The organism is Petrotoga halophila DSM 16923, from assembly GCF_002924615.1.
The window spans coordinates 1-4,319 of sequence record NZ_JALY01000268.1 but is presented as its reverse complement, the minus strand read 5'-3'; the positions used below and the strand labels follow the sequence as shown (position 1 = coordinate 4,319).

Below are 4,319 nucleotides of genomic sequence, written 5' to 3'. Positions count from 1 at the left end.
CTTTAATAGCGCCCCTTCGCCCCGCAGCCCACCCTCTATGGAAGGTTGAATAATGGTTTCACCCTTCTGCCCAACACGGTTAAAATTCGAATGATAAACTTATAGTGTGTAAGTGTTGATGAAATAAGTAAAAAAGAAAAACCTTGCTTTTTTGAAAAGGAAAAGCGTACTGAGCTCCGAAATTAAAGTATATAGATGGTTGATTTTCTTTACTTATTGAGAGACCAAATCCTGGATATAAAGATAATTCTGAGGTTTGTTTCTCACCAAGTGTATAAGTTTTTGTAGCCACTAAATCGTAGGTTAGTTCGTTTATATCTACTAAAATACTATTTAGATCTTCTATCTGACTGTTTACCTGAAGAATACCGTAGAGGCCAAAATTATTGAAATCTTCGTAATCGTCTAATAAAAAAGATATATTTATCAGATCTTGCTCGTTTTTCAGTATCGCTCCAATTCTTACACTATCATTCAACGTTGTTTTATATGTAAACTTAAAGATGTTATTGAAGTCAGAAGAGAGATCATAGTAAGATTTGTTGAATTGCAAAGAAATACTGGATAAAATCTCGTTAGAATTAAATTGATAACTTACTCCTAGGATGGTTTTTAGATTCGAGACATTATTTGTTTTTTCTTCGACTATTAGATTTTCTAGATTAAATGTAGATGTAACTAAAATACTGTACTCTCCATCTTTTTCTACCAAATAATAATTGTTAATATTTTGTTTATAGTTAACATCTGCTTCATTTATATCAAAGACTTCATGAAATTCAACTTTCTCTAGATCCGTAAGAAGTGAAAAATTTGATTCTAGGAATCCTATGGCGTCCTTGCTTTCAAGCGGAGAGCTTTTCTGGTTTTTTTCTAAGCCGATTAAGTAATCATAGAGATTTTTTGAAATTTGATGTGAAGATGAATAGGTGATTACTTTGTTTTCTCCTGCGTTTTCATCCAAAAAATTGAAGAAATTTAACATTTCGTACGACAATTCGTCTTTACCAAACAAGATTATACCATTCGAGTTGGGGACTGTTCTGACCCTTTGGTTTAAAAGCATCAAAATTTTTGATATTTTTGTTATTTCTAAACTTTTGAAGTTAATCTCTGTAGCATTTTGTACTGATCCTTGAATTATTAAATCGAAATCTCCCACCAAATACAAATTATTTCCTATTTTTTTGTATTCATAGTCGGTAGAATATAAGACAATATCTAAGGCGCTTTCCAAATCTAATGTATTTATTTCCTTAGTAATTTTATCTGAAGTATCGGCTTTTGTTAGAATAGTGCTTCTACTAACTTCCTCAAGTTTTTCTAGTACTTCTTCAAGCGGTGCTTTGTTAAAATTTAAGTGAATATTTGAAAAGTAAAAAGAGGATGAAAAGACAACTATAATTAATAGTAGAACTTTTTTCAACTTTTAACCACCTTTCTTATTTTATCTATCTATATTTAGTGAGTAATTATCAACTTTGATTATCTCGTTGGAAGCAGTACCTTTTCTTGTAACAACCGCTATTAGAATTTTATCTACTCCCAATTCAGTAACTAATTTCTTTGTGAATTCGTTTGTTTGTTCAGGTAATAGCTTTTGTTTGGGTTTTACTATGATTGTGTCCCCAACCTGACTATTTGTAATAGAATTCCATTTTTTTATATGGATATCATAATGAACAGATGAGTTGCCAGTATTTTCTATTTCAAAACTGATTATTATATTGTTATAAAAGTCGTTTAAAATATTATTCTCTTCGATGTATACTTTTGATTCTGAATTATATACATTATCTCCAAAATCTATTGTTACTGGAACATTAATTTTACTCTGAATCGTTGTTGTTCCTTCGTTACTTTCTCCAATTATGGTTAAGTTAGTGTAATATTCACCGGTTAATTCTACCAAATTTGATCTTCGGTAATCTGCTATAAGTTTTGTTTCTAATTCTTGGTATTTTGTTATTGATAATTCCTTAGGTATAATAGATAAATACTTATCGTTTGTTTTTCTATTATAAAAGCTTTGTTCGCTTTCTTCGAATTCAAAATCAAAAAAAACGTTCATATCTAAAAAATCATTATTCACCACATCCAAAGAAAATTCTACCGGAGTGGTGATATACTCCCGAGGGCTCATTTCTTTAGGTACTTTTATATAAATTTGATCTGGATCTGTATTAATGTTAACTATGTTCCTTTCTTTGTACAAATCCTCTGATATCTTGAATTCTTTCTCATAAACGTATTTCCCTTGAAAATAATTTTTATATCCGTAATATATCTCTGCTCTAATCTTGTATTCCTCAGGAGTTAAATATTTTTCAATAAAAATATTACCTTCTTGGTTAGTATGGGGTAAAAGATTTATAGATTGGTCTTTAAAAAGGGACTTTTGAAAAATCAATTGCTCGTCATTCAACTCGTCACTTAATTTATACAAAGAAAAAGTTCCCCAAACATCAACTTCCAAATTGCTATTGTTGGATAATTGCACAGGGAAGAAAGTACCTAATTTATCTTTAGTCGAAAGAACGAGGGTATCACAATACATATCTAAAGAAATTTGGATATTCGAAGTATTTATATCCACAATTTTTATAATAATAGGGAATTTAATTTTAGCAACCTCTGAATCCATTGGTAAATTATCATCAGCCGTAACAGAGAAAGCAAGAATATATGTTCCTTGTGAAATTTTTGAACCTTTAACTAAAAAATCGGCTTTTTTTGTTTCATAGGGAAGTAAGCTAATTTCACTTGGATACGATACTTCAAAAGAGGAATTCTCTAAAAACGGACTAATGTGTATATTAATTTTACTCTCGGAGTCGTTAGTGAAATAAAATGATACAGTCTTTTCTTTGGTATTTACTAGCTCTACAGACTTGAAGAATGAATCAACGTTCAAAGAAAACAGCAAGTTAAAGATAGTGAAAGAAATAAAAAGTAGAATTATTTTTCGCAAAAGCATATCTCCTTTCCTAATTTTATTTATTTTTCTTTCTATTATATCACTTAAATATGATAAGATATTTTGAAGTAACAAAAAATAATCAATATTAAAAGGAGTGAAGATGTAGTGGAAGTTTCTTCTTTTATGGAATCTACCTTTTTTTCTCTAGTAATTTTTCCCATTATAATTTTCGCTATGAGGCTTTGCGATGTAAGTCTGATGACGATAAGGATCATCTTTATCTCGAAAGGTATCAAGTTTTGGGCATCCGTATTAGGATTTTTTGAAATAATTATATGGCTTATAGCTATTTCTCAAGTTATGAATAATTTGGATAACCCTATTTATGCAATAGCTTATGCCTTGGGATTTGCTACTGGAAATTACCTAGGAGCCGTTTTGGAAGAGAAAATAGCTATTGGAGCAAATTTAGTGCGAGTGATAACTAATAAAGAAGCTCAACCTTTAGTTGATTATTTGAATAAAGAGGGCTTTGGAGTAACGAGTATAGATGCGAAAGGATCGAAAGGTCCTGTCAAAATTATATACAGCGTGGTTAGGAGGAAAGATTTAAAAAAGATTATTGATATAGTTAATGAATTCAATCCAAATGCATTTTATTCAATTGAAGAAGTTCGTGGAGTGAACAAGGGGATTTTTCCTTCACAAAACGTCAATTTCAAATTTAGAAATAGATTTACTAGAAAAGGGAAGTAACTTATAAAAGTAGGGGTTTGGTTAAAGACATTAGAAGTGTAGTATTTTTATGATATAATTGTATTGTAGATTTTTAAGACTTTAGTTGCTTTTAAATTATCGGTAGAAGGAGGGATATTGATATGGCTTTAAAAATTTCCTCACCAGTTTTTAAAAATAACGATTATATTCCAAGCACTTACACCTGTGAAGGCAGAAATATCAACCCCACATTGTTAATCGAAGGAATACCAGAAAAAGCAAAATCTTTGGCGTTGATAATGGACGACCCAGACGCTCCGATGGGAACCTTCGTTCATTGGGTTGCATGGAACATTGAGTTGGTTGATGAAATTCCTGAAAGGATCCCAAAAGAATACTCAGTAACTCATCCTCTTACATTAAATCAAGGGAAAAACAGTGCTCAGCAAACTGGATACATGGGGCCTTGTCCTCCTGTTGGACATGGAGTTCATCATTACCACTTTAAAATTTACGCATTAGATACAACATTGGATTTACCTCAAAACACCACAAAAGAAGACTTATTGGAAGCTATGGAAGGTCATATAATTGAAGAAACAGAAGTTGTAGGTTTGTATAAAAGAGATTAATCTTAGTGAGTGGGGAGAGGAATGAAAGCTCCATTTTCCTTATGGGTGGG

General features: G+C 31.0%; 4 protein-coding genes. 2 read left to right on the top strand and 2 right to left on the bottom strand.

Going from position 1 to position 4,319, the window contains the following annotated elements:
• Nucleotides 1-79 precede the first annotated feature (79 nt).
• On the bottom strand, nt 80-1,426 hold the full coding sequence (locus tag AA81_RS12770; protein ID WP_103078947.1) for a hypothetical protein: 1,347 nt from the start codon (nt 1,424-1,426) through the stop codon (nt 80-82).
• 21 nt (nt 1,427-1,447) lie between these two features.
• Nucleotides 1,448-2,971, bottom strand: coding sequence for a hypothetical protein (locus tag AA81_RS12765; RefSeq protein WP_103078946.1), 1,524 nt, complete (start codon nt 2,969-2,971; stop codon nt 1,448-1,450).
• A 114-nt stretch (nt 2,972-3,085) separates the two neighbouring features.
• Here AA81_RS12765 and AA81_RS12760 point away from each other — a divergent pair, with 114 nt between their 5' ends.
• Complete coding sequence (locus tag AA81_RS12760) at nt 3,086-3,676, top strand: DUF2179 domain-containing protein (protein WP_103078945.1); 591 nt, start codon at nt 3,086-3,088, stop codon at nt 3,674-3,676.
• A gap of 122 nt (nt 3,677-3,798) precedes the next feature.
• A complete protein-coding gene (locus AA81_RS12755; protein ID WP_103899254.1) occupies nt 3,799-4,269 on the top strand; it encodes a YbhB/YbcL family Raf kinase inhibitor-like protein in 471 nt (156 codons plus the stop codon).
• Nucleotides 4,270-4,319: the final 50 nt, after the last annotated feature.

What these genes read in the sequence shown, in the direction of transcription:
- AA81_RS12755 (WP_103899254.1), top strand. Translation starts at nt 3,799, where the DNA reads ATGGCTTTAAAAATTTCCTCACCAGTTTTTAAAAATAACGATTATATT.